Consider the following 19,593-nt stretch of genomic DNA (forward strand, 5'->3'; position numbering starts at 1 on the left):
TGCCGGGGCGTTTTTTATACCGCTTCTGCATATATTTGCTCTAATGTTAACGATTGGTAACTCCCGGGTTGCCAATTCGTCGTCTACACTCTCAGAGTCGGCTGAAAAGTCATACGCCATCACAGATTTCAGTAGTACCGCGCCCGCTGAACCGAGCCCGTTCCTTGAGGAAGCGCCTCCGGAATGGTATGGTTTAGCGTTTTTCAAATTTTTTTTAAAAAAACTACATAGCAAGGGGAATTACGCAATGCGTATTATTCTGCTGGGCGCTCCGGGCGCAGGCAAAGGTACTCAGGCTCAGTTCATTATGGAGAAGTATGGCATTCCGCAAATTTCCACCGGCGATATGCTGCGTGCGGCGGTAAAGGCCGGTAGTGAACTGGGCAAGCAGGCAAAAGAAATCATGGATGCGGGTAAACTGGTGACAGACGAACTGGTGATTGCCCTGGTCAAAGAGCGCATCGCACAAGATGACTGCCGCAATGGTTTCCTGCTGGATGGTTTCCCGCGTACCATTCCTCAGGCTGACGCGATGAAAGAAGCCGGCATTAATGTCGATCATGTGATTGAGTTCGACGTGCCTGACGAGCTGATCGTCGAGCGCATCATCGGCCGTCGCGTGCATGCGGCTTCCGGTCGTGTGTATCACGTGAAGTTCAATCCGCCTAAAGTGGAAGGCAAAGATGACGTAACGGGTGAAGAGCTGACCATCCGTAAAGATGATCAGGAAGACACCGTACGCAAACGTCTGGTGGAATACCATCAGCAGACCGCGCCGCTGGTGAATTACTATCAGCAGGAAGCCGCGGCTAACCACACCCGTTACCACAAGATTGACGGCACCCGCCAGGTCAGCGAAGTCAGCGCAGAGCTGGCCCGTATCCTCGGCTGATTCCGTCTTTCGGATGCGCCATCATGGCTGATGGCGCTTCTTCCCGCATTCTCCCGCTGTTTTCTCCTCTGTATTGCTCCCGACAATTGCTGGTATCGGCGTTAACCACGCTGCCAGCCGGTTTTTCACAGCGGCGTTTCCGCTACAATGACACTCCGTTCCCGTCCAAACGATGATGCCGAAGCGGCAGCAGAGGAAAACGTTGATGAAAAAAGAAAAACGCGGTGTGTTGATGGTGAATCTGGGCACGCCGGATGCACCGACGCCGCAGGCGGTAAAACGTTATCTGGCCGAATTCCTGAGTGATAAACGCGTCGTGGATCTGAACCGGCTGTTGTGGTGCGCCATCCTGCGCGGCATTATTCTGCCGACCCGTTCACCGCGGGTGGCGAAGCTCTACCAGTCGGTGTGGATGGAGGCGGGATCGCCGCTGCTGGTTTACAGCCGCCGGCAGCAGCAGGCGCTGGCGGCGAGTTTGCCGGATATGCCGGTGGAGTTGGGCATGAGCTATGGTTCGCCGAGTTTGCAGTCCGCGCTGGATGCGCTGCTGGCGCAGGGCGTCACCGAAGTGACGGTGTTGCCGATGTACCCGCAGTATTCCTGCTCCACCACCGCCGCCGTGTGGGATGGTCTGGCGAAGTTGCTGAGTACCCGGCGTCAGGTGCCGGGCATTCGTTTTATCCGTGATTATGCCGATCATCCGGCGTATATCGCGGCGCTGAAGCACCGCGTCGAACTGTCATTTGCGGAGCATGGCGTGCCGGATAAGCTGGTTATTTCATTCCACGGCATTCCGCAGCGCTACGCTGACGAAGGCGATGATTATCCTGAACGCTGCGCCGCTACGGCTCAGGCGTTGACTGCCGCGCTCGGCTTGCCGGCGGAACAGGTGATGATGACCTTCCAGTCTCGTTTCGGCCGTGAAGTCTGGCTGACGCCTTACACCGATGAAACCATGCAGGCGCTGCCGAAGCAGAGGGTAAAACGGGTTCAAGTCATCTGCCCCGGTTTTGCCGCCGACTGCCTGGAAACGCTGGAAGAGATCAAAGAACAGAATCGGGAGATTTTCCTGCATGCCGGCGGGGAGTCTTTCCATTATATCCCGGCGCTGAACGACGACCCGCAGCACATTGCGTTGCTGGCGCAGTTGGTGAACGCGCCGGCGTAAGGCGCTCATCGATGGCGGTACGCGACGTGACGTCAGGCGCCAACGGCGCCTGACGGGGGACGGTTTAGAGCGGGCACGCTTTGGCGGCGACGATCTCGTCGACGTTCAGCATGGTGATCATGGTTTCGGCGATTTCCCGTTCGCCCATGACCACGTGATCGGCGCCGTGATCGGTGATGTAAGCGACTTCATCGTCATAGTGAGCCCGGGCGATGATTTTCAGGTCCGGGCGACGCGCTCTCGCCGCCGCCACAATTTCCCCGGCTTCGTAGCCGTTGGGGATGGTCAGCAACAGCCAACTGGCGCAGTCAAGACGGGCGATGTCCATGATATCGGGCCGCGTGGCGTTGCCCAGCACCGTTTTGATGCCTTGTTCCCGCAGCGCATCGACGCGCGCACGCGAGGTTTCAATCACCACCATCGGTACGCCAGCCTGATACAACCGGGCGCCGATCAGACTGCCTACACGCCCATAACCCACCAGCAACGCATGATTGCACAGGTCAACCGGGATCTGTTTTTCCTCTTCGATTGCTTCTTCGACGATCTGCTCTTCAATGGTTTCGTGCTTGGCCAGATAGCGTTCCAGCAAGGCGAACAGCAGCGGGTTGAGCATGATCGACAAAATTGCGCCGGCCAGCACCAGATTGCGGCCGTTTTCCGACAACATGCCAAGCGAAATGCCAAGACCGGCCAGAATAAAGGCGAACTCGCCAATCTGCGCCAGACTGACGGAAATAGTCAGCGCCGTGCGTTTGGAATGCCCGAACATGTGCACCAGCACAAAGGCGGCCATCGACTTGCCAACCACGATAATCAGCAGCGTGCTCAGCACCGCCAGCGGTTCGCTCACCAGGATCATCGGGTCGAACAGCATGCCGACGGAAACGAAGAACAGCACCGCGAATGCATCGCGCAGCGGCAGAGTGTCGTGTGCGGCGCGCTGGCTCAGTTCCGACTCGTTCAGCACCATGCCGGCGAAAAACGCCCCCAGCGCAAACGAGACGTCAAACAGTTTGACCGCGCCGAACGCGATGCCGAGCGCCATTGCCAGCACCGACAGCGTAAACAGCTCGCGTGAACCGGTACTGGCGCTTTTCGCCAGCACCCACGGCACCACGCGTCGGCCCACCACCACCATCAGCGTAATGAACGCCACTACTTTGCCCAGCGTAATCGCCAGGTCCTGCAGCAGCTTACTGGTATTGGTGGTATCGGTTTTCAGCATGTCGGCGAAGGCCGGCAGCAGCACCAGCGTCAGCACCATCGCCAGATCTTCGACAATCAACCAGCCAATGGCAATTTGCCCGCGTTGACTGTCGATCAACTGGCGTTCTTCCAGCGCGCGCAGCAGCACCACGGTACTGGCGGTGGACAGACACAAACCAAATACCAACCCCTCCGGCAGGCTCCATCCCAGCAGCGCCGACAATCCAGCGCCGAGCAGGGTCGCCATCATGATTTGCGCCACCGCGCCGGGAATGGCGATCGACTTTACCGCCATCAAATCCCGTAGCGAAAAATGCAGCCCAACGCCGAACATCAGCAAAATCACGCCCAGTTCGGCAATTTCCGGCGCCAGTTGGGTATCGGCGACAAAACCCGGCGTAAAAGGACCGACCAACACGCCGGCGACCAGATACCCGACCAGCGGGGAAATACGCAGTCGGTTGGCCAGGATGCCGAGCAGAAAAGCCAGCACCAGACCGACGGCCATCGTGGAGATTAAGGGGGTGGTATTATCATGCATTCCGACTCCTTTGCCATGCGTAACGAGAATGGGCGGATATTCCTGAGCCGTCAGTAGGTTGCGGCTCCTGAATGCTTATGTACCCTGCCGGCCCAAACCGTTCCCTATCCGTATACCGATGGCACTATTCAACGTCAGAGGGGGAAAACCGTCAGGAAGACGGGCAGAGTGAGACATAAAATGGTGTTTTTCATCTATTTAAATAGTGTAACACATATTTTCAGTTAAATTATTGCTTTTATCGTTGATATATAGGGCTAATTCAATCTCTGTTTGCGGAGAAATCCCGCCGGCCGCATCCACCGGTATTTCTGCCATGATTCAAGTTACGGATTATCAGAATAATAGTATGGCTGTTCTGCGATAACGCGAGGCATCTCAGGTTCATCATAACGTCAACCATCCTGCGCTGATTTGTGTTAATTTGTGCGCGTCACAACAGGTTTAATGTAACAATTCTATAAGGAATTTTTATTACGGGGAGCGGTTATGCATTTTTCTGTCAAAAATCTGGGATGCCTGATGGCGGTAACGCTGGCGCTGTCGTCGCCTTATGCACTGGCATGGGAAAAAGATAAAACCTACAACATCACGATTTTGCACACCAATGACCACCACGGTCATTTCTGGCATAACGACTACGGCGAATACGGTCTGGCGGCGCAGAAAACGCTGGTGGACCAGATTCGTCAGGAAGTGGCGGGCAAAGGGGGCAGCGTACTGCTGCTGTCGGGCGGCGATATCAACACCGGGGTGCCGGAATCCGACCTGCAGGACGCCGAGCCGGACTTCCGCGGCATGAACCTGGTGGGTTATGACGCGATGGCTATCGGCAACCATGAATTCGACAACCCGCTCACGGTATTGCGCCAGCAGGAAAAATGGGCGCATTTCCCGCTGCTTTCCGCCAACATCTACCAGAAAAGCACCAAAAAGCGGTTGTTCAAGCCTTACTCGCTGTTTGACCGTCAGGGAATCAAGATTGCCGTTATCGGCCTGACGACTGACGACACCGCCAAAATCGGCAATCCGGAGTATTTCCACGACATCGAGTTTCGCAAACCGGCCGATGAAGCGAAAAAGGTCGTGGAACAACTGCGCAAAAAAGAGAAGCCGGATGTCATCATCGCCGCTACCCACATGGGGCACTACGATAACGGCGATCACGGCTCCAATGCGCCGGGCGATGTAGAAATGGCGCGCAGCCTGCCTGCGGGATATCTCGACATGATCGTCGGCGGCCATTCGCAGGACCCGGTGTGCATGGCCAGCGAGAATAAAAAACAGGTGGATTATGTGCCCGGCACCCCCTGCGCGCCGGATCGCCAGAACGGCACCTGGATTGTGCAGGCGCATGAGTGGGGCAAGTATGTGGGCCGCGCCGATTTTACTTTCCGCAACGGCGAGCTGAAGCTGGCTCACTATCAACTGATTCCTGTCAACCTGAAGAAGAAAGTCGAGAAGGCCGACGGCAGCAGCGAGCGCGTGTACTACACCCAGGAAATCAGCCAGAACCCGGACATGATGAAACTGCTGACGCCGTTCCAGGAGAAGGGCAAGGCGCAACTGGATGTGAAAGTGGGCAGCGTGAATGGTCGACTGGAAGGCGACCGCAACAAGGTTCGTTTCGTGCAAACCAACCTGTCGCGGGTGCTGTTGTCTGCCCAGTTGGAGCGGGCCAAAGCGGATTTCGGGGTCATGAGCGGCGGCGGCGTGCGGGATTCGATTGAGTCCGGCGACATCACCTACAAGACCCTGCTCAAGGTACAACCGTTCGGCAACACGCTGGTATATGCCGACCTGAAAGGCAGCGAGGTGGAAAAATACCTGGCGGTGGTCGCCAATAAGAAGGTGGATTCCGGCGCGTATGCTCAGTTCCTGAATGTCAGCCTGGAAGCGGACGGCACCGGCGTGAAGAACGTGAAGATCAAGGGCGAACCGCTGCAGGCGGACAAGATCTACCGCATTTCCACCCTGAGCTTTAACGCCACCGGCGGTGACGGTTACCCGAAACTGAGCGACCTGCCGAGCTACGTCAATACCGGCTTTGTGGACGCGGAAGTGTTGCGTCAGTACGTCGAAAAACACTCTCCATTGCAGGCGGCAGATTACGAGCCGAAAGGCGAGATTGTTTATAAATAATTGATGCATATGGCGGTTTCTGCTCTGTTTTTTGAGAGTGGGAACCGCTTTTTTCTCGGCTAAAAAACTTTTGCGATATAGCCTTGTACATGAATACTTCACTCTTGTTCACGTAATAGAACATCAACGATATTACAGCCACTTTATCAGACGGCGTTTCGTAAAGAATAATGGTCATCCAGAAACATTGCGTGGTAATTATTAATTGACGATATTATCCGATGGTGTTGTGATTCGTGAATAATAACTATTTTGTAGCTTAGTTCCGAAAGGAATATTGTTTGATAAAAGACAGTTTGGGCTAAGGGTATTTAAGTTAGAGTAATCTTTTTGTGCCAGTTTAAATAATTGGAATCTGTCGGCCTGTTTTTTAATGTGGTTCAGCAAGATGCTGAATATTGACATTTTTTGATTGCATGGATTAGTATGAAATACCATCGTTATGGGTGAGTTTTTATAAAGTAAATTGTTTTTTTTCAATGAAATGGAATTGCATTAATTTATCAAAAATTTTCAGGAGATTTAATCATGCGCAATACCTCTATTGGCATATTCATGCTGGCATGTCTTCCTTTTGTCAGTGAAGCGGCGACAAGCATAACTATTGATCCTCAACGGAATTGTCTGACAGCGCCTGCTCTTGATACCCTGGCAGGTACGTCAGCTAAGTTTTCTTTAGAGCCAGGGAGATATGTTTTATCTCTTGTGTCTAATAGTATGAATTGTAATCGCTCTTCTGGTAATAGCTGTATTATTGATGCAGTCATGGTGCAAGGTGGATTTAAAAACGCTCGTTGGGGCGTCTCTGTTACCAGCAATCCGATTGTTGTGGATTCATCTGGCTCACCGTTTATAGCCTATATCAGCGACGATAATTGTAATGATAATATTGGTCAGGCGACGTTGCTGATACAAAAAGCAAACTAATTCGCTCCCAGGTGATTTAATTAATAGCTTTAGTTTTAATTATCGACTCGGACTTATCGTTTTCCTACTCGGCACACCGATATACCGGTAGATGACGAGTTATATTAGTCTGCAAATAGCGCTCTATTGGTATTTTCTGGTGTGGGCGCTATATCGCCGTTTCCGCCATCGAACACGGGGTGTCGCCACGTTGCTATCTTACCCGCAGGCATGAACACCGCTCTTCGCGAGGCATTGGTTTTCAAATTGTGTGTCAGGCCCTGTGCATGAAGCGCATCATCACGGGTTTCCATTCTGCTGTTGAGAGTGGATACCGCCGCTTCAGGATGGGCCAGGAAATCATGCCTGGAGCGCTGATGGAGAACAGCCTTCTTTTGCCATTTCTTTTATGCGCTCCTGTACCTTGCGGTCTAGCTCCATCTGTTGCTCCGGAGGCATAGCTTCATACTGTTCTTTGGATATTCCCATTGAGGACAGTACGGAAAAAAACAACCTTTCTTCCGGGGACATCGCAAGCCACTCCATGAGTTCCTGTGCCGCAGCGGACGGCTGTGGTTGTGCCCTGAGGTGAGTTTCATTCCTGAAAGGGATGTGTTCCTCTGCCTGTGCTTTTTTAAGCTCAATTCCGAAGGCGTCGTTTTCTGACTCGGTCCGGAGAACGCGAGCTGGCGTAAATGAAGCGCTGGTTGCCTGAATCTCAAGTTTGGACATGTCTATTTTCCGGGAGGTAATGAGAATTAAATAATCCTACTTTTTGAATGGTTTTATCCAAAAAACAATATTCATAAATATGCTTAAATCAGCCGATAGATTTTCGCTATTAACGAAGAAAAGACCTGCTGATATTGACGGCGCACAGCGCGTTGACCTGCTTTTTTACAAATCAGTGACGTCGGCATCAGTTTTATAACATTCTGTGAGAGTACGGCCTTAACCCTGTGATATTGTTGGCGCATGATGGCTAATAGCCTATCCCAATAGGGCCATTTAGGCCCTGGGCAGTGCGCGAAATCCTCACGTACTCCGTGTTCGCTCCGGTTTACTCGCCGCGCTCGCCCGTTGGGCCGGACAATGACGTTGTCCGTTCAATATGCGTTGCATATTGTCTCCGCGCTGTCCGAGTCCAAACTGGCTGCGTCAATGACACCTATTGGGATAGGCTCTAAGGAGGATGCGTCTTTTCTTCACTGTACTATGCCGGACTTGGTTTACATGGGTAGAGAGTAAACCAGATTTATTAATGGATAATCTTTTTTATGCTTAAAAAGCATATAAGAAAGATTTGTATTTTCTGCTATTTAAAAAGTAATGCATTGCTGATTTTATTCGAAATAGTGTCATAAGCGGTGGGTATGGCATAAAAAATTGATAACATAATCTCATGAAAGGTGATCAACCGATGAAGATATCCCTCGCCAGGAGGCTTTGGTTTCCGCTTATTATTAGTTTGCTGTGTCTGGCAGGAACGCTACTTTATGGTTCGGTAAAAATCAAACAGGATCAGTTATCGCTAAGAAAAAGTGAGCTAATGCATGTTACGCAACTGGCGTTGGGGGTAGTAAAAACCAATGCCGAACAAGCCAGCAATGGATTGATTACTCAGAGTGAAGCACAGCAGCGCGCAATGAAAGCCATAAAAGACCTGCGCTATGGTGATTCAGGATATTTCACAATACTCAATTCCCAGGCCCGGGTCTTAATGCACCCAATAAATGAAAAACTCATTGGGCAGGGCGAGGATTTTAAAGACGCGAATGGCGTCTACCTTTTCAGAGAGATGGTTACGGTAACAAGAGACAACCAGTCTGCTTATACTGCTTACGCTTTTCCGCGCCCCGGCTCCACCGTTGCACAACCTAAAGTGGCCTATAATTCACCCTACGCCCCCTGGGACTGGATAATTACCACCGGTCTTTATGTCGATGATATTGATGAGGCGTTTATTTATTCTTTATATCAGAATGTGATTGTCTTTGTATTAATCAGCGCTGTGCTTTTATTTTTTGCTTACTATATAAACCGTAGCATCTTGCGCATTCTTGGCGGCGAACCCACTTACGCCGCAGAAGTGGCCGCACGCATTGCAGCAGGTAATTTATCTTATCCGGTCACTACATTACCTGGCGACAAAATCAGCCTGCTGCATGAGATGGGCTTGATGCGGGAACAGCTAATCAACGTTATCGAAGATATCCGTTCCGGAGCAGAGGCTATCAATGCCAGTACCGGTGAAATTATTGCCGGTAACGTGGAGTTGTCGTCACACACGGAGCGGCAGGCTACTTCTCTGGAGAAAACGTCGGCGAGCATGGAGGAAATTACCTCCACTGTTAAACAGAATGCTGACAATACCGAGCAGGCCCGTCAGCTGGCGCATTCCGCACTTGAGATAGCCTCCCGGGGAGGTGCGGTGATGCAGGAAGTTAACGACACGATGAATGGTATTTCTGAAAGCTCCGACAAAATCGCCAACATCACCGAGGTGGTGAATAATATTGCCTTTCAAACCAATATTCTTGCCCTGAACGCGGCGGTGGAAGCCGCGCGTGCCGGTGAACAGGGGCGCGGTTTCGCCGTCGTGGCTGGCGAGGTGCGCAGCCTTGCCCTGCGTAGTGCAGAGGCGGCCAGAGAGATAAAAAGCCTGATAGAAGAATCGGTTTCCCGCGTCAGTAGCGGCTCGGCGAAAATCAAAGTGGCTGACGGCAGCATCAAAGAGGTGGTCAGTGCCGTGCAGCATGTCGCTGATATCATGGTGGAAATCTCTACGGCGACGAGCGAGCAAGGAAAAGGCATTAGCTATATCAATGAGTCGATTGTTCAGATTGATTCGATCACCCAGCAGAATACAGCCCTGGTTAAACAGGCGGTAGCCGCGGCAAATGAACTGGAACTACAGACGCAGCGGTTGAAAGAGTCTGTCGCTTATTTTAATACTGACGGCTCTGACCATAGCCGCGACACCTTGAGGATTGGGCATACGGGGTAGCGGGTAAATTTAATAAAACAGGCGGCGGATGGGGTGCGGTGTTCTGGATAGCCCAGAGGCCGCCATTTCCTGATGCCGCGCTCAATAATACAAAGAGCCCCATACGTGACGTTCTCAATCTGATTCAGCACCGCTTTTACTCTGTTGTTCAATTCCCCGATTATTTGCCAATAAAACTGGGCAGATCCCCAAAACCTTGTTTCGCAAACCAAATCGTGATCGCCACAACCGTTTTGGGAAGCTAGCGATGATACATTTCCTATAAATGAAACGTTGTTTTACTTATGGGGTGATTATGCATAAAGGTGTGGCGTTTTCGCTGCTGGCGTCCTGCGCACTGGCAAGCGTGGCGGCTCAGGCGGCTGAAAAGGTAGCGTTTCCGGACCGGGTCTGTAACGTGACCCGCTATGGTGCCGAGGGGCATCGCTTGCAGATTGCGCTGAATACGGAATCTTTTCAGAAGGCGATTGATGAATGCGCCGCCGCCGGCGGCGGCACCGTGCTGGTGCCGGCGGGCAACTATCTGGTGGAGCCGCTGTTCCTGAAAAGCAATGTCCGCCTGCATCTGGAAAAGAACGCCACGCTAGTGGCATCGACCGGAGAAAATGCCTATCGCGCCACCGATAGCACCCGCTACGCCGAAGCGGAAAATGGCTGGCTGCCGTTTATCAGTATTGCCGATGCGCAGAACGTCGCCATTACCGGCGAAGGCACCATTGATGGACAAGGTGCGGTGTGGTGGGAACGCTGGCGCGCGGCGATTCGCGCCACCGGCAAGAAAGGCGGCACCGACCGTCCACGACTGATTTACGTGACCCGTTCCAGTCAGGTACTGATTGACGGCGTGACCCTGACCAACTCTCCCAGCTTCCATGTGGTGATGCGCTATGCCCATGATGTCACGGTGAACGGCACCAACATTATTGCGCCCTGGCATGCGCCCAACACGGACGCCATCGACCCGATCGATAGCCAGAATATCCGCATCACCAACAACGTCATCGACTGTAACGATGACCATATCGCCATCAAGGCGGAAAAACCGGACAGCCGTTTCCCGAATGGCGTGGTAGACAATATTTATATTGCCAACAACGTGTTAAAGCAGGGACGCGGCATTTCTATCGGTAGCGAAACCTCCGGTGGCGTCAACAATGTGCTGGTGGAAAATAACCGCTTTGAAGGTTCGATGTACGGCATTCGCATCAAGTCGCTGCGCGGCAAAGGCGGTGAAGTGAAGAACGTCACCTATCGTCATACCCGGATGGTGGATGTCGAAGTACCGCTGGTGTTCTCCGGTTACTATCAGGCGGCGCCTATCGTACAGGCCGAGGTGGATAAATTGCTGCAGGCGGGCGGGTTTACGCTGGGCGAACAGATTTATCCGCCGGATACCGAGCCGGCCCAGCCGTTCGACAAGGTGAAAACGCCGCATTTCAGCCAGGTCACTATCGTCGATCTGGAATCAACCGGCCGTAGCAAGGCCGCCGGGTACATTATCGGTGTACCGGAAGCGCCGTTGAGCGGTTTCCATTTTGAACAGGTGCGGATTGACGCTGAAAAAGGGCTGCGGGTGCGCAACGCGGAACTGGCCACCAAAGGGCTGACCCTGAACGTAAAACAAGGGGATGCGCTGCTGCTGGATAAAGGGGCGAACGTCATCCGGTAACGCGCCGGGAAGCGATCGTACTCCCCAGGGAAGGACGGTTATGAAGCGGCGGCAGAGGGCAACACTGGCCGTGGAACCCTCTGCCGCCGTCTTCATTTTTACGGTCAATCACGCTTGGCGATATCGGCAAACTGCGCTTTTAGCAACCGGGCCAGGTCGGCGGCCGCCAGTTCGAGGTCCAATCCCCGCTTGCCGCCGGAGATAAAAATAGTATCGAATTGCTGCGCCCCGTCGTCGATCACGGTGGGCAGCAGTTTCTTCTGCCCCAGCGGGCTGATGCCGCCCACCAGATAGCCCGTTACTCGCTGGGCGATTTGCGGATCCGCCATATCGGCTTTTTTAGCGGCCAGCGCCTTGGCCACTTTTTTCAGATCCAACTGACTGGCGACCGGGGTGACCGCTACCGCCAGCTGTTTGGCATCGCCGTTGAGCGACACCAGCAGGGTTTTGTAAACCTGTTGTTTATCCAGCCCCAGTTTGCGGGCGGCTTCTTCGCCGAAGTTGGTTTCATCAGCGTCGTGATGGTAGCTGTGAAGCGTAAAAGCGACTTTTTGCTTCTCAAGCAGTTTTACTGCGGGCGTCATAATGTACTGTCCTTGCTTCAAAAGGTAGCCGTATAGGCTTGTAACAAGTCGGGCAGGTTGTTTTCACCGTATAAATGCAGTGCGCCGACAGACACCACATAATTCCCCTGCGGCAGAGCGGCCAGTTGCTGTTGCCAGCGCTGATTCCGGTGATTCATCAGCATTTCCGTGATTTCGTTGCTGAAGGTGGGCGGCACGTTATCCGCCCAGGTCGGTTTATGGCTGAGCCACCAACTGACCATCGTTTGTAACAGACGCGCATTGGTATGCCAGTGGGTCAGGGTGTCTTCCAGCAACGGCAGGCCGCCCTGCGGCAGTTGCAGCAGCATGTCGATCTGCGCCTGCTGGCCTTCCAGCTCGATGATCTTCACCCCTTTGTCCCGGGCGGCGTTAATCAACTGGTAATCAATACCGTAATCCGGACGCAGGCCCAGCATCATGGCCTGACGCGCCTGTAACATCAGCGCCGCCTGCCAGGCCGGTACCCGGTCGAGGCTGTCGTAGTTGAACGACAATTCACGGCATAACCGTTGCAAGCGCTGCAGCGTGGCGCTATCCAGACGCTCCGCCAGCGGCGGTTCGGTGCCCACCGGATCAAACGGCGAATCGCCGCCGGAAATGTCGGCCTCTACGATCAGCGCCGTCGCCTGCTCCAGCCGTGCCAGCAATTCAGACGGCAGAGGAAACATATCCACTGTGCCCATGTGAATACTGCCCACCAAATGGAACTGGCGTTGGTTGACGATCTCGACGTCCAACGCCGGGTAACGGTAACCCGCGGGCGAGAGAAGGCCGAGGAACGTTGCAATCTGGCGTATCAGCCGTTTCATATCGACGTCTCCGGTAGTGGCGACTCAGGACGTTATCCTGCAATCAGGCGTCGCGCTGTTGCAGGACGTGCGCTTTCGCGTCGTCAGGTCTCTATGCTAAACGGTTCAGCCGGCAAGTTGTATCGCTAATTCGGCATGCGTTCGCTGCGCGCTACGGGACGCATATGGTGGCAAGCGGCGCGATGTTCGGGAGAGAACAGCGCGCCGTGGTCGACAGCTTGACTCAGTCGCGTCTGGCTGGTGCGTCGGCGGGGGTGAAACGCAGCAGCCGGTTGGCGTTGCTCACCACGGTAATGGATGAGAGCGCCATGGCCGCTCCCGCCACCACCGGGCTCAGCAGGGTTCCGGTCAACGGGTAGAGCACGCCGGCGGCAATCGGAATGCCGAGCGTGTTGTAGACAAAGGCCCCCAACAGGTTCTGCTTCATGTTGCCCAACGTGGCCCGGGAAAGCGCCAGCGCATCGGCGACGCCGTGCAAACTGTGGCGCATCAGCGTCATGGCGGCGGTTTCCACCGCGATATCGCTGCCGCCGCCCATGGCGATCCCCACGTCGGCCTGCGCCAGCGCCGGCGCGTCGTTGATGCCATCGCCAATCATGGCAACCCGTTTTCCCAGCGATTGCAGATGGCGAATGGCGTCCGCTTTGCCGTCCGGTAGTACCCCGGCGATGACCTGGTCGATGCCGGCTTCGAGGGCGATGGCCTGAGCCGTCGCCGGATTATCGCCGGTCAGCATTACCAACTGGTAGCCCTGGCGATGCAGCCGTTGTAATGCGCTGACGCTGTCCTGACGCAGAGTGTCCTGCACTGAAAACAGCGCCGCCACCTGACCGTTCGCCACCAACAGTACCGGCGTCATGCCGAGCGCCGACTGTTTCTCCAGCCAGTCGCGCGGCGAGTTCTCGCCGTCAGCCAGCGGAATCTGGCTCTGCGCCAGCAAGGCCGGATTGCCGAGCAACAGCGGCACGCCGTCGACCTGACCGCTGACGCCCAGGCCGGGCAGGGTGCGGAATTGCGTGACGTCGCCCCGTTCTACGCCATCAGCCCGCAGAACAATCGCCTGCGCCAGTGGGTGACTGGCTCCTTGTTCCAGCGACGCAGCCCAGCGCAGCGCCTGCGATTCGCTGATATCGCCAAAGGTATGGATCGCCACCACGCGCGGTTTGCCTTCCGTCAGCGTGCCGGTTTTGTCGAACACCAGCACGTCAAGCTGGCTGGCCTGCTGAAGTGCATCGGCGTCCCGCACCAGTACGCCCAGTTCCGCGGCTCGTCCGACGCCGGAGATAATCGACATCGGCGTCGCCAGCCCCAGCGCACAAGGGCAAGCGATGATCAGCACCGTGGTGACAATCACCAGCGTGTACACGATATGGGGCGCCGGGCCGACAACGTACCAGATGGCGCCGCTCAGCAGCGCTATCGCCACCACGACCGGTACAAAGACGGCGGAAATCCGGTCGGCCAACTGGCCTATCGCCGGTTTGCTGCTCTGCGCCTGACGCACCAGATGAATGATGCGCGCCAGCGTGGTCTGGTTGCCGATCGCGCCTGCACGCAACGTGGCGCTGCCGTCCTGCACCTGAGTTCCGGCGTGCACCTTGTCGCCGGCCGCTTTCTGTTGCGGGATCGGCTCGCCGGTGAGCATGGCTTCGTCAATCCACAGTTCCCCGTGTTCCAGCAGGCCGTCCACCGGAATACGGTCGCCGGTGGTCAGGCGCAGCGTCATACCGGTTTGTACCTCTGCTAGTGGGATGACGCGGTCGCCTTGCGGTGTTACCAGCCGCGCGGTCGGCGGCGTCAAATCCAGCAAACGCTCCAGCGCCTGAGAAGAGCGCTGACGGGCGCGTTGTTCCAGCGCGTGGCCGAGATTGATCAGGCCGATAATCATGGCGCTGGCTTCGTAATAAAGATGACGCGCTTCCATCGGGAACCACGTCGGCCACAGGTTGACGGTAATGGAGTAAAGCCAGGCTGCGCCGGTGCCGAGCGCCACCAGCGTATCCATAGTCGCGCTGCCGTTCGTCAGGCTACGCCAGGCATTGCGATAGAAATGCCCGCCGGCGGCGATCATGACCGCCAGCGTCAGCCCGCCGACCAGCAGCCACCCGGAGCGGTTGTCGTCGGTAAGCATCATGTTATCGCCGATCATGCCCCAGACCATCAGCGGGATACCGAGCGCCAGCCCCAGTGCGGCCTGCCAGCGAAAACGCCGGATGGCCTGACGAGACGTTTGCTCCTGCCGGGCGCGCCGCTCGGCTTCATCAAGAATGATTTCCGCGCCGTAGCCCGCATTCTGTACGGCATCGATCAGCGCCTGATGCGGCGTGTTGCCGCTGACCAGCGCGCTGCGCTCGGCCAGATTGACGCGCGCCTGCGTGACGCCGGGGACGCTTTGCAGCGCCTGCTGTACCCGGCTGACGCAACTGGCGCAGCTCATGCCGCTCAACAACAACTGGACGCTGTCGTTATCATGAATACTGTTGTTGTCATGAATACCGTCGCCGTTATGAACACGGTTGTCATCATGGGCGACGTTGTCATCACGAACGGTGTTTGCCGGAACCGAGTCGAAAGCCGCTGACAGCCTGTCCGGCGAGGAGGCGTGGGGTGTCAGCGGCTCAGATTTTGGGAGGGGTTTCTCCTGCGCCAGCGTTGCATGAAAACCGGCTTGTTCTATCGCCTGTACCAGCGCCTGCGGTTCGGCATCGCCATAAACCGCCGCCTGTTGCAGGGTAACGTCCGTCGCCGCTACGCCCGGCACCGCTTCCAGCGCTTTGCGGGTTGACGCGACGCAATGCTGGCAGTTGAGACCGGAGAGCTGCAAGGTGACAGTTGGCGTGGTCGCCGGGCTGGCTTCGTAGCCCGCGGCTTCGATTGTTGCTACCAGCGACTGGCTATCGGCTTCACCAGTGACGTTGGCGTATTTTAGCGATACATCGGCCTGTTCCACGTCCGGGCGGGATTCCAGGGCTTTTTTTACTCTTCCGACACAGTGTTCGCAGGATAATCCCTGCAATGAAAGCAGTATGGTTTGCGACATAATAATATTCCTCAGTGATCACAGCCGAACGTCAAAGGCATTGACCGCAAGCGTGATTTTGATTAGTTCTAAGCACTACCTGAAGCGTAAACCTTCCAGTAAGGGAAGGGTCAAGGGGGAATCATGAATATCAGCGATGTGGCGAAAAAAACCGGGCTGACCAGCAAGACCATCCGTTTCTATGAAGAAAAGGGGCTGATGACGGCGCCACTGCGATGTGAAAATGGTTACCGCAGTTATGATCTCCACCATATTGAGGAGCTGACCTTGTTGCGTCAGGCGCGTCAGGTGGGGTTCACGCTGGAGGAGTGCCGCGAACTGGTGACGTTGTTCAATGATCCGCTGCGGCACAGCGCCGACGTTAAGGCGCGCACATTGCAGAAAGTGGACGATATCGAACAGCAGATCGAAGAACTCAAGGCGATGCGTCTGCGTTTGCTGACGCTGGCGGAGTCCTGCCCCGGCGACAGCAGCGCCGAATGCCCGATCATTACTCAACTGGCGGGCTGCTGCCATGCATCGTCAGGAGAGCATGGCAAGCATTAGCCGTTATTAGCGGTTATGTCATCGGATAGCGGCAACGTCGCCGTCTCGACGGAATGCGCTTTGCGACGTATCAGGTACGCGGCCGCACTCGCAGCGTAATGCCTTCCACGGCGATAATCTCCACTACGGTACCGACGGGCAAATCCTGTTCCGCCTGTACCCGCCAACTGCTGTCGCCGATGTTTACCCGACTGAAGCCGTTAACCAGCGGTTCGGTCAGCGTAGTATGCAGGCCAATCAGTTGTTGGCCGCGTTGGTTAAGCACCGGAGGCGGTTGCTTTTCGATGCGCCGACGTAGCCATTGCCACCACAGCAGCGCCGCCGCCACCGTCAGCACGGCGAAGGCGATGCATTGCCATGTCCAGTCCAGCGGCAGCAACCAGGCGAAAATCCCGGTAAGCAGCGCGGCGATGCCGCTCCACAGCAGATAACCGCCAGCGCCCAGCATTTCAGCCGCCAGCAGCAGCCCACCGAGCGACAGCCAGAACCAGTGGGCATTTTCCAGCACCAGCAGCGCCATCATGATTATTTTCTCCGGTCCGCCTGGCTTTCTTTAATCAGTTCGCTGATGCCGCCGATGGTGCCCATCAGGTTGCTGGCGTCCAGCGGCATCATGATGACTTTGCTGTTGTTGGCGCTGCCAATGGTTTGCAGCGCGTCGGTGTATTTCTGCGCCACAAAGTAGTTGATAGCCTGAATGTTGCCGGCGGCAATCGCTTCGGACACCATCTGGGTGGCGCGGGCCTCGGCCTCGGCGGCGCGTTCGCGGGCTTCGGCTTCAAGGAAGGCGGATTGCCGTTCCCCTTCGGCCTTGAGAATCTGCGCCTGTTTTTCCCCTTCGGCTTTCAGAATGGCCGCCTGCCTGACTCCTTCCGCTTCCAGAATATCCGCGCGCTTGGTACGTTCCGCTTTCATCTGGGCGTTCATTGAGGCGATCAGTTCGGCGGGGGGGCGCACGTCGCGGATTTCAATACGGGTGACCTTGATGCCCCACGGGTTGGTGGCTTCATCCACGATATGCAGCAGCCGGGTGTTGATGCTGTCGCGTTGGGACAGCATTTCGTCCAGTTCCATCGAACCGAGTACGGTACGAATGTTGGTCATGGTCAGGTTGATGATGGCCAGTTCGAGATTGCTAACCTCATAGGCGGCGCGTGGAGCGTCCACCACCTGGATAAAGCAAACCGCATCAATGGTGACGTTGGCGTTGTCCTTGGAGATGATTTCCTGCGAGGGAATTTCCAGCACTTGTTCCATCATGTTGATCTTGCGGCCAATGCGGTCCATGAACGGCACCACTAGATTCAGGCCGGGCATCAGGGTGCGGGTATAGCGGCCAAAACGTTCCACCGTCCACTGGTAACCCTGAGGCACGATTTTGATGCCGGACCAGACAAGGACCAGCGCGACGACAATCAGAACCGGGATAAATGTCAGCATGTGCGTTGCTCTCCGTGGTTTTTTCCTGTGGAGAGTGTAACGCAGGATGACGTAACCGGCGTAGCAAAGTTGCGGGCGAACAAGGGATTATGCGAACCCGCACGAAAAGCGGGCTGCAATGGTATGACGTACGGTTACATATCCAGTTCGATATCGTCCAGCGGCATACAGCAGCAGGGCAGGATTTCGCCCCGTTGCAGGCAGGCCAGCGGCGTTTCCCGGTAGGCGACCTTGCCTTTGGTCAGCCGCAACCGGCAGGCGCCGCAATAGCCGGAACGACACTGATATTCGACCGGCACCCGCTGGGATTCGAGCACTTCCAGTAAGGAGGTGTGTTCATCGGAGCAGAGCAACTGCGCCCCGGAGAGGCGCAGCGTCACGGTGGAGGCGGTCATCGTGGTTACAGCTGGAAGTCGCTGAGGTCGTCGGTGTTGATTTCCGAGTCAATCTGGCCGACCAGATAGGAGCTGACTTCCACTTCCTGCGGCGCCACCTGCACGTTGTCCGATACCAGCCAGGCGTTAATCCAGGGAATCGGGTTGGTGCGGGTTTCAAACGGCAGCGGCAGGCCAACCGCCTGCATACGGATATTGGTGATGTACTCCACATACTGGCACAGGATGTCCTTGTTCAGGCCAATCATTGAGCCGTCGCGGAACAGATATTCCGCCCACTCTTTTTCTTGCTGAGCGGCCAGTACGAACAGGTCGTAACATGCCTGCTGACACTCTTCGGCGATTTGCGCCATTTCCGGGTCGTCCTGGCCGGCGCGCATCAGGTTAAGCATGTGCTGGGTGCCGGTGAGGTGCAGCGCTTCGTCACGGGCGATCAGCTTGATGATCTTGGCGTTGCCTTCCATCAGCTCGCGTTCGGCGAAGGCGAAGGAGCAGGCGAAGCTGACGTAGAAACGGATGGCTTCCAGCGCGTTGACGCTCATCAGGCACAGGTAGAGTTTTTTCTTCAACTCATACACGTTGACGTCCACGGTTTTGCCGTTGACCTGATGGGTGCCTTCTCCCAGCAAATGGTAGTAGCTGGTCAGTTCAATCAGCTCATCGTAGAACCCGGAAATGTCCTTCGCCCGTTTGAGGATTTCCTCATTGGTAACGATGTCGTCAAACACAATCGACGGATCGTTGACGATGTTGCGGATAATGTGGGTATAGGAACGGGAGTGGATAGTTTCCGAGAACGCCCAGGTTTCCACCCAGGTTTCCAGCTCCGGGATGGAGATGAGCGGCAGCAACGCCACGTTCGGGCTGCGTCCCTGAATGGAGTCCAGCAGCGTCTGGTATTTCAGATTGCTGATAAAAATGTGTTTTTCGTGCTCCGGCAGCGCCTGATAGTCGATACGATCGCGGGAGACGTCCACCTCTTCCGGGCGCCAGAAGAACGAAAGCTGTTTTTCGATCAGCTTTTCGAAAATTTCATATTTTTGCTGATCGTAACGCGCCACGTTAACCGGCTGGCCGAAAAACATCGGTTCCAGCAGTTGATCGTTTTTATTCTGTGAAAAAGTGGTATAGGCCATGATTTCTCCAAACAAGCCAACAGCGCGACCCGTAAGGCGGCGCTGTTAAACTTTTGGCAACCCGAGCGGGTTGCGTCGTCGCTGCGCC

General features: G+C 55.4%; 16 protein-coding genes. 7 read left to right on the forward strand and 9 right to left on the reverse strand.

Going from position 1 to position 19,593, the window contains the following annotated elements:
• Positions 1–247: 247 nt before the first annotated feature.
• Both adk and hemH read left to right on the forward strand, forming a co-directional pair.
• On the forward strand, positions 248–892 hold the full coding sequence (adk, locus tag CPA59_RS05710; RefSeq protein ID WP_038661156.1) for an adenylate kinase: 645 nt from the start codon (positions 248–250) through the stop codon (positions 890–892).
• Between the two features lie 205 nt (positions 893–1,097).
• A complete protein-coding gene (hemH, locus tag CPA59_RS05715) occupies positions 1,098–2,060 on the forward strand; it encodes a ferrochelatase (protein ID WP_107758866.1) in 963 nt (320 codons plus the stop codon).
• 64 nt (positions 2,061–2,124) lie between these two features.
• Here hemH and ybaL read toward each other — a convergent pair whose 3' ends face one another.
• Entirely contained in the window at positions 2,125–3,810 is a 1,686-nt protein-coding gene (gene ybaL / locus CPA59_RS05720) for a YbaL family putative K(+) efflux transporter (RefSeq protein ID WP_038918212.1), read from the reverse strand.
• Positions 3,811–4,299: 489 nt separating this feature from the next.
• Between ybaL and ushA the strand changes: the two genes are divergently transcribed.
• Together ushA and CPA59_RS05730 are read left to right on the forward strand one after the other, a co-directional pair.
• Positions 4,300–5,952, forward strand: coding sequence for a bifunctional UDP-sugar hydrolase/5'-nucleotidase UshA (gene ushA / locus CPA59_RS05725; protein WP_038918213.1), 1,653 nt, complete (start codon positions 4,300–4,302; stop codon positions 5,950–5,952).
• 528 nt (positions 5,953–6,480) lie between these two features.
• Entirely contained in the window at positions 6,481–6,879 is a 399-nt protein-coding gene (locus CPA59_RS05730; RefSeq protein ID WP_071605174.1) for a hypothetical protein, read from the forward strand.
• A 339-nt stretch (positions 6,880–7,218) separates the two neighbouring features.
• Here the strand turns inward: CPA59_RS05730 and CPA59_RS05735 are convergent, their stop codons facing one another.
• Positions 7,219–7,590, reverse strand: a complete 372-nt coding sequence (locus tag CPA59_RS05735; RefSeq protein ID WP_107758867.1) for a hypothetical protein — start codon at positions 7,588–7,590, stop codon at positions 7,219–7,221.
• Positions 7,591–8,278: 688 nt separating this feature from the next.
• Between CPA59_RS05735 and CPA59_RS05740 the strand changes: the two genes are divergently transcribed.
• Together CPA59_RS05740 and CPA59_RS05745 are read left to right on the forward strand one after the other, a co-directional pair.
• On the forward strand, positions 8,279–9,865 hold the full coding sequence (locus CPA59_RS05740) for a methyl-accepting chemotaxis protein (RefSeq protein WP_038918215.1): 1,587 nt from the start codon (positions 8,279–8,281) through the stop codon (positions 9,863–9,865).
• Between the two features lie 295 nt (positions 9,866–10,160).
• Positions 10,161–11,534 carry a glycoside hydrolase family 28 protein gene (locus CPA59_RS05745; protein WP_107758868.1) on the forward strand — a complete coding sequence of 458 codons (1,374 nt, stop codon included), beginning with the start codon at positions 10,161–10,163 and terminating at the stop codon, positions 11,532–11,534.
• Between the two features lie 104 nt (positions 11,535–11,638).
• On the opposite strand, the gene ybaK is transcribed toward CPA59_RS05745, so the two are convergent.
• The 3 genes from ybaK to copA all read right to left on the reverse strand — a co-directional run bounded on the left by ybaK (position 11,639) and on the right by copA (position 15,988).
• Positions 11,639–12,118: a Cys-tRNA(Pro)/Cys-tRNA(Cys) deacylase YbaK gene (ybaK, locus tag CPA59_RS05750; protein WP_038918217.1), complete on the reverse strand. Its 480-nt coding sequence runs from the start codon at positions 12,116–12,118 to the stop codon at positions 11,639–11,641.
• A 17-nt stretch (positions 12,119–12,135) separates the two neighbouring features.
• Positions 12,136–12,948: a TraB/GumN family protein gene (locus CPA59_RS05755; protein WP_049854174.1), complete on the reverse strand. Its 813-nt coding sequence runs from the start codon at positions 12,946–12,948 to the stop codon at positions 12,136–12,138.
• A gap of 223 nt (positions 12,949–13,171) precedes the next feature.
• Positions 13,172–15,988 carry a copper-exporting P-type ATPase CopA gene (copA, locus tag CPA59_RS05760; protein ID WP_107758869.1) on the reverse strand — a complete coding sequence of 939 codons (2,817 nt, stop codon included), beginning with the start codon at positions 15,986–15,988 and terminating at the stop codon, positions 13,172–13,174.
• A gap of 123 nt (positions 15,989–16,111) precedes the next feature.
• Between copA and cueR the strand changes: the two genes are divergently transcribed.
• Positions 16,112–16,534, forward strand: a complete 423-nt coding sequence (cueR, locus tag CPA59_RS05765; RefSeq protein ID WP_038918220.1) for a Cu(I)-responsive transcriptional regulator — start codon at positions 16,112–16,114, stop codon at positions 16,532–16,534.
• Positions 16,535–16,604: 70 nt separating this feature from the next.
• Here cueR and CPA59_RS05770 read toward each other — a convergent pair whose 3' ends face one another.
• The 4 genes from CPA59_RS05770 to nrdB form a co-directional block, all read right to left on the reverse strand.
• Positions 16,605–17,054: an NfeD family protein gene (locus tag CPA59_RS05770; protein WP_174213761.1), complete on the reverse strand. Its 450-nt coding sequence runs from the start codon at positions 17,052–17,054 to the stop codon at positions 16,605–16,607.
• Between the two features lie 5 nt (positions 17,055–17,059).
• Entirely contained in the window at positions 17,060–17,974 is a 915-nt protein-coding gene (locus tag CPA59_RS05775) for an SPFH domain-containing protein (RefSeq protein ID WP_038918222.1), read from the reverse strand.
• 134 nt (positions 17,975–18,108) lie between these two features.
• Positions 18,109–18,369 (reverse strand): class I ribonucleotide reductase maintenance protein YfaE, encoded by a 261-nt coding sequence (gene yfaE, locus CPA59_RS05780; protein ID WP_038661115.1) that lies wholly within the window; start codon positions 18,367–18,369, stop codon positions 18,109–18,111.
• Positions 18,370–18,374: 5 nt separating this feature from the next.
• Positions 18,375–19,505: a class Ia ribonucleoside-diphosphate reductase subunit beta gene (nrdB, locus tag CPA59_RS05785; RefSeq protein WP_038661112.1), complete on the reverse strand. Its 1,131-nt coding sequence runs from the start codon at positions 19,503–19,505 to the stop codon at positions 18,375–18,377.
• Positions 19,506–19,593: the final 88 nt, after the last annotated feature.

It is taken from the genome of Dickeya sp. Secpp 1600 (assembly GCF_003049805.1).
In the GTDB taxonomy this organism is placed as follows: domain Bacteria; phylum Pseudomonadota; class Gammaproteobacteria; order Enterobacterales; family Enterobacteriaceae; genus Dickeya; species Dickeya fangzhongdai.